This is a genomic window from Halomicronema sp. CCY15110 (assembly GCF_016888165.1).
Taxonomy (GTDB): domain Bacteria; phylum Cyanobacteriota; class Cyanobacteriia; order Phormidesmidales; family Phormidesmidaceae; genus Halomicronema.
This window is the reverse complement of sequence record NZ_JACSWC010000263.1, coordinates 1-4,796: the sequence shown is the minus strand read 5'-3', so window position 1 is coordinate 4,796 and position 4,796 is coordinate 1. Positions and strand designations below refer to the sequence as shown.

Here is a 4,796-nt window from a genome sequence, read left to right as displayed (position 1 = left end):
GTTCTCGAAAGTGACGACTTTCTCACGATGAGACTACCGATACTTTGCTCCCAAAACTTTTCTGCACCAGTGAGGCTGGCTACCCAGGCGATAAAATCGATGTCTTGAATCACTAAAGTGACGATCGCTACATAAAGAATGTATTCCAGTGCTTTCTTGAAAGCCGGTACTAAGTGGCAAAATCGTTCGTAATGACGCAATATGTTGTCTGAGCTTGAATAGCTCAGGCTTAAGGCATCCAGGGTGTCAATCAGCACTGACAGTAACTTAATTATTAATTGCCCGAGAGAAATGGCCAGATATGCTTTAAGGCCAATTTTGAGATACTTTATGATAATAGCTGGGGTGTGCAAAAAATTAGCGCAAAGAATTAGCGCTAGCAGCCAAAATCCATTCGATGAAACCTTTTTGAGAGTCCTAAAAAACGCCTGAACACTTTCATCATTAGCCGTGATTTGATCGGTATTTTGAGCTAGTACACAGGCTCGATCTAGCGCCTTAAGCAGATAGGGTAAGCTGAGTTTGACCAGCAGCAATAAGCTAATACATTTGAGGAATGAGATCGCCATCTGAATCCAAAACTGGCGAGGAATACTGCCCAGCAGACTCAGATAAAAAGCCAAAACATTCTTACCTTGAAATATCAGCAACCCGTTTACCCCGGTCACTAGCAAGCATAGAACAACACAGGCGACTAACAATACAACGGTGGTATTTTGCCGGATGTTCGTAATTTTTGAGGTGTGATGTCGGAACCAGGTTGCGGCTAGGACCTTCATGCCGAATTGAATAAATCTATTCAGCAATACAAAACTGGCAACAATCCCAGCAATTCCAACGAGGGTAATTACTATGTTCACGGCAGTTAATTGATAACCTTAAAAAACTCAGGTTTTCCCGATCTAAGACTCTTGCAAAATGACATGTGGTTCGGCACCGTTTGCACTTGATTCGGCACCCTCAAATCAAAAGCATTTTTCTCTATCCAAGGCTAAGGGTTACATCAGTGATACATCCCTTGCTGTACATGGCCTGGCGTCTGTCAGCCAAGGTGCCGATTTTGATGTGAATCAGGTGCCGATTCGGATGTGATTTGGGTGCCGATCAAGATGGAAATCAGGTGCCGATTTGATGTGAATATGCAACTCTCAAAAGTAGGTCGGCAAAATCTTGTGTAGGATGCGTTACAGCTACTTATTAGTGGCTAAATAATCGACTAGGGCTGAATCAGGTCATAAAACAGCTTGAGGAACCGTTCAGTATCTACCCCCAAGCAGGCGTCTACGTTAGGCGGGAAGGTGGCCTCGTCGCGGCGATCGCGCAAATCAGCCAGCGACATCCCCGAGGTAAACCGCCCCTCTGTTTCCACCACCATGTAGACCGGCTCAGTTGTCACCAGGCTGGAATTGATCGCCACCCCTACCGCTAGGGGATCGTGCAAATAGCAGCCGTGGAAACCCTCGTTTTCTCGATAGAAGGCCATGTAAATGCCGGTGCAATCGACAATAAACTGCGAGACGTTCGACGGGTTTTGCTGGGCGTAAGCCTCCACATCTTTGCGAGCCAGGGGCGCTTGCATTGCTACATCCAGCCCCACCAGCGTCAGGGGAATGCCCGACTCCATCACCACCTGCGCCGCATGGGGATCAACAAAGAAGTTAAACTCCGCAGCGGCAGAAATATTCCCCGGCACTTTCACCGCCCCGCCCATGATCACAATGCGTCCCACCTTTTGCAGGGTGGGGCGATCTTTCTCTAAAGCCATAGCAAGATTTGTCAATGGCCCCAGTGCCACGATAGTCAAGTCGTTGCCGTACGCTTTGGCTGCTTTTAAGAGCACCTCGACGGCGTCCTCGGTGGCGGCTTCTGTAGTGAGAGCCGGATAGCGGGGGCTACCATCGGCATTTTTGAATTGATCCAGTTCGCCTAAACCATCGGACCCATGAATGCCTGCCGCATAAAAAGGCGGATTCACCAGGGGCTTGGTGCAGCCTTTCGCGACCAGAGGACTTTGCTCAGGGCCGACAATATCGATCACCCGCAGCACATTCTTTGCCGCCTGGTGGACGTCGATGTTGCCCGCTAATACCGTGATCGCCTTGAGGTCGATGTGTTCAGAATTCAACGCCATGACGATCGCTAGGGCGTCATCCACACCGCCATCGGTGTCAATAATCATGGGCCGGGGGAGAGGGTTGGTCATAGATTGGTAGATGGGTAAAGGAATCGGTCACGCGCAAAACCATTGTGATCAAGGGTTTCCGTAGGGGCGCACGGCTGTGCGCTCTCCCGTTGGTTCGTTGTCACATCGCCAAAGAGGCCAATTCTGCCATTGACACCATGCCGTCTTTGTCGGCATCTAGAGTTTCAAACATCAGGCCGATCAAGCCTTTGTGGCTGCGCCCGGTGCGTTCGCTCAAAGCGGCTTGTAGCTCCGCTGGGGAAACGTGGCCGTCTTGATTGCGATCTAGCTCCACAAAGGCCTGTTTCACCGCCTGCTCTAACTCCTCTTTGGGGTTGTTTGCACAACCCCTCAAAAAGGTATTGTTTGTGATGAGATGTCTGAGACTTGTGGCAGAGTAGCTGCGCATCATGCAACTACTCAAGTCTAAAAAGCAGCCTAAAAGTGCTTCTAGGGAAGGATTAGAGGCAATTGATGCCGAGTTGACATTGGAGAATGAGTCTCACGGGTTCTCAATGGTTTCGTGATTTCTTAGGACTCTGATTCAGGCCAATTCTAGGCCACCCCCTGTGCCGACCATGAGACTCACATTGAGACCTGCCAATGGCAGCCTCTGACTCCGTATACTTTTTAAGCGGTGGCAACTGGCGGAGTAGGCCAGCACGATTCTCCCTGGAGTGGCAAGGCCCATCCTAATTCCGATGACAGAGCAGACAGCGGCCCCCATTCAAAAACGTCTGCAGATCCTCGGGAATGACGAAATTGAAAACCTCTACGGGCTACCTCATTTTACGCCTGAAGAGCAAACGGAATACTTTGCGCTCTCGTCCAGAGAAATCGCTGTTATCGAACAGTTGCCTCGAATCAGATCGCGGATATACACCATTCTACAACTCGGCTATTTCAAGGCCCGTCATCTCTTTTTTACATTCACACCGCCAATCGTGGCCGCCGATGTTGAGCATATCCGGCAACGCTACTTCCCTAAATTTCAGTTGAACCAACTCGGTCTAGGGAAGGTCACTCGACTCAATCAACAACGTCTGATTCTTGACCTTTGTCATTACCGCACCTGTGACGAAGAGGCCCGCACCGCGCTGCAGAGGAAGGCGCAACAGGCGGCCAGAGTCTGCGGCAAGCCTATCTATGTCTTCCGTGAACTCGTTCATCATCTCGAACAGCAGCGGCTGGTCGCGCCTGGCTATAGCGTCCTGCAAAACGTTGTCGGTCAGGCCATCACTGCTGAGCAGGATCGGCTGAGCACAATGGTTCAAAGTCGTCTAAAAGAAACCGATATCAAGGCTTTGAATCAGCTGTTAGGGGACACGCCAGGGCTTTATGAAATCACTCAGCTGAAACGAGAACCGAGAGACTTCAGCCTCAGTGAAATCAAGCGCGAAATCCATCGCGGTGAGCCGATACAGGCACTCTATCCTCTAGCTCAGCGCCTGCTACCCACCCTGGAAATATCGAGTGAGAGCATCAAATACTATGCGTCGCTGGTGACCTACTACTCTGTCTTCCGCCTGAAACGACTGGCTCAAGGCATGGTGCAGGTTTATCTGCTGTGCTTTATTTTTCATCGCTACCAGCGCCTGCACGACAATCTGATCAGCAGTTTGAGATACAACGTCAGACGCTATGTTGAAGCCAGCCAAAGTGCGGCTAAAGAGCAGGTGTATGAATACCGAATAGAAGGCAATCAAAACCTTCACAAGGCCGGGCAGGTGCTCAAGCTCTTCACCGACGATAGCATTGCCCAGACTGCTTCCTTTCAGGAGGTTCAGGCCAAAGCCTTTGAGCTCCTAGAGCGCTCGAAACTCAACTTTGTCGCCGAACATATTGTCAGTCAAGCCAAATTCGACGAAACCGCTTTTCAATGGGCACATGTAGATACCTTGGCTCCTCAGTTCAAGCGGAACTTGCGCCCTGCCCTGTTAGCCGTTGAGTTGGCGACCTCCTCCGGGCATGCCCCCCTGATGGCGGCGATTAATTTCTTGAAGGCCGCTTTTCAAAAGGGCAAGTCCCTGTCTCAATATTCAACTGAGCGCTTCCCCACTCAGTTCATTCCCGAGTCCACGAGGCGCTATCTCTATGGGTCCGGTGAGGATGACGCGAAGCTGCTTCCAGATCGCTATGAGTTTCTGGTCTATCGCTTGCTGCGCAACGGCTTGGAATCTGGCGACGTCTTCTGTCGTGACAGTGTTCGCTTTCGTAGTTTGGAAGATGACCTCATTGATCAACACCAGTGGCAGCAAAAGGCTAGCCTCATCTTAGCCACGGGGCTAACGCTCCTCCAGCAGCCCATTCAAGACCACTTGGCTGAACTCGAACACCGTTTGGAGGCACGCATTACTGCGGTCAATCAGCGTCTCAGCGCGGGTGAAAATGAGCACTTCGAGATCCACAAGCGAAGCTCACAAGGCCGATGGACGCTTCACTCTCCCCGGACAAGTGACACTATTAACCACCCCCTGTTTGAGGGGCTTAAGCAGGTCAATATCGGCAGCGTTCTACATTTCGTCAATCAGCGATGCCCTATTAAATGTCAAGTACATAGGCGTGTCGCGACAACTACATAGGCGGATGAGTCGTCGGCAAAGCGCGATCGGCA

3 protein-coding genes and 1 pseudogene are annotated in these 4,796 nt (G+C 50.7%); 1 reads left to right on the top strand and 3 read right to left on the bottom strand.

Annotated elements, in window-relative coordinates; translation table 11 throughout:
- The 3 genes and pseudogenes from JUK32_RS10770 to JUK32_RS10760 all read right to left on the bottom strand — a co-directional run.
- Positions 1-860 (bottom strand): annotated as a pseudogene (locus JUK32_RS10770) (mechanosensitive ion channel family protein); the annotation flags it as partial.
- A 356-nt stretch (positions 861-1,216) separates the two neighbouring features.
- The gene (locus tag JUK32_RS10765) at positions 1,217-2,203 is read right to left on the bottom strand and encodes a nucleoside hydrolase (protein ID WP_204138857.1); all 987 of its coding nucleotides are present in this window, start codon (positions 2,201-2,203) and stop codon (positions 1,217-1,219) included.
- A 100-nt stretch (positions 2,204-2,303) separates the two neighbouring features.
- A complete protein-coding gene (locus JUK32_RS10760) occupies positions 2,304-2,537 on the bottom strand; it encodes an EF-hand domain-containing protein (protein ID WP_204138856.1) in 234 nt (77 codons plus the stop codon).
- A 346-nt stretch (positions 2,538-2,883) separates the two neighbouring features.
- On the opposite strand from JUK32_RS10760, the gene JUK32_RS10755 reads away from it, so the two are divergent.
- Positions 2,884-4,764 (top strand): DUF4158 domain-containing protein, encoded by a 1,881-nt coding sequence (locus JUK32_RS10755; RefSeq protein ID WP_204138855.1) that lies wholly within the window; start codon positions 2,884-2,886, stop codon positions 4,762-4,764.
- The last annotated feature ends 32 nt before the right edge of the window (positions 4,765-4,796 follow it).

Coding starts and splice junctions, on each gene's coding strand:
- JUK32_RS10765 (WP_204138857.1), bottom strand. CDS start 2,203: ATGACCAACCCTCTCCCCCGGCCCATGATTATTGACACCGATGGCGGT.
- JUK32_RS10755 (WP_204138855.1), top strand. CDS start 2,884: ATGACAGAGCAGACAGCGGCCCCCATTCAAAAACGTCTGCAGATCCTC.